The 1,468-nt window shown below is 73.0% G+C and carries 1 protein-coding gene and 2 pseudogenes; 2 read left to right on the plus strand and 1 reads right to left on the minus strand.

All coding sequences use genetic code 11. The features are described 5' to 3' along the window. Positions 1–505, plus strand: a pseudogene (locus ABZ641_RS37100) (serine protease); the annotation flags it as partial. 68 nt (positions 506–573) lie between these two features. Here ABZ641_RS37100 and ABZ641_RS37105 read toward each other — a convergent pair. Next, positions 574–693: pseudogene (locus ABZ641_RS37105) on the minus strand (GNAT family N-acetyltransferase); the annotation flags it as partial. A 381-nt stretch (positions 694–1,074) separates the two neighbouring features. Here ABZ641_RS37105 and ABZ641_RS37110 point away from each other — a divergent pair. Further along, positions 1,075–1,468: hypothetical protein (locus ABZ641_RS37110; RefSeq protein ID WP_359988977.1), on the plus strand; the 394-nt coding region annotated here is incomplete at its 3' end.

The raw sequence follows: 1,468 nt of genomic DNA on the forward strand, positions 1-1,468 counted from the left end.
GCTGTCCGGCGCCAACGGCGGCCGCAACCGGGTCGTCCCCGACATCGCCGCCGTCGCCGACCCCAACACCGGCTTCCTGGTCGGCCAGACCCAGACCTTCCCCGACGGCAGCGCCCGCTACAGCGAGTACCGGATCGGCGGCACCAGCCTCGCCTGCCCGGTCGTCGCCGCCCTCCAGGCCCTCGCCCAGCAGGCCCAGGGCTCCCCGATCGGCTTCGCCAACCCCTCGATCTACGCCCGCTACGGCAGCGCCGCCTACCACGACGTGGTCGACCACCCCTTCGGCCCCGGCACCGAACTCGCCCAGGTCCGCGTCGACTTCAACAACACCGTCGACGCGAGCGAGGGCACCACCACCTCGCTGCGCACCATGGGCCACGACACCTCGCTGGTCGCCGACCGCGGCTACGACGCCGTCACCGGCGTCGGCAGCCCGACCGCCGACTACCTGACCTCCTACGACTGCCCGCCCGACCGGCGCCCCGGCCGGCACGACACCGACTGACCGGCCGTGCCCCGTACCCCCACGGGTCGCCGACCCGTGGGGGTACCGCCGTCGGCGCGGCCGGGGCCTCACGGCCCCGGCAGCCCGCCCACCCACCAGTCGTGCGGCCGGCCGTCCTCGGCGATGCCGCAACTGCGCAGCGTCCCCTCGACGGTGAAGCCGAGCCGCTCGGCGACGGCCCGCGAACCGGCGGGCGTCCGTCCCGGATCGGCCGTCCCGGATCGGCCGTGCCGGCGTGAGCGGCCGGTGGAATCCGGACGGTGAGCGGGACCGGTGCCGCGACAACGCCCCGTGACCGTCCGGACCGTGTGGCTTCGCGCCCAGGACCGGCCCCGGGCCGCAGGGGCGGAGCCAGTGGTGGACAGCACGGACGGCGCGACCCAGGATGGAGATACCGGTCCGGCTCACGTCCGCCGCCGGGTCTCGCAGGCTGTCCTGCCGAGCGGCCGCAGGCGGTCCGAACGCGCGAGCCCGCGCGAACCGCAAGAAGTCCGCGTCGGCCAGATGCTTGCACGCACAGGTACGGAGATCCGGCCGGCGCCCTTCCCCCGAACCTTCAGGGAGCGGTCATGTCGGTCCTCATTCCGACGAAAGACGTGATGAAACCACAGCACCTGTTCGTCCCCTACCGGGCCCCCGACGGATCCGACGCTCTGCAGATCGTCCACACCGGCACGATCGCCCTCGACGCGAGCAGCACTGCGCCGCGCAATGACGCTGTGGTGGCCTTCGTGCCCTACGGCGACTCGGGGCACGGGGGGATTCCGACCGCCGGGGCGATCCAGGACTTCAACGGCGTCCGGGCAACACCGGTGGTGACGGCCTCACTCGCAGGACTGAGAGTCATCGGTCAGGACGGCGTGATCGCCTTCATCGACTCCTCGGCGCCGCAACTCCGTACGCAGCCCAACCTGATGGGCTCCGGTGGCCCACCGTTGTGTCTGCTGCTGGAACTCCGCATCG

Source organism: Kitasatospora sp. NPDC007106 (assembly GCF_040634455.1).
GTDB classification, from domain to species: Bacteria; Actinomycetota; Actinomycetes; order Streptomycetales; family Streptomycetaceae; genus Kitasatospora; species Kitasatospora arboriphila.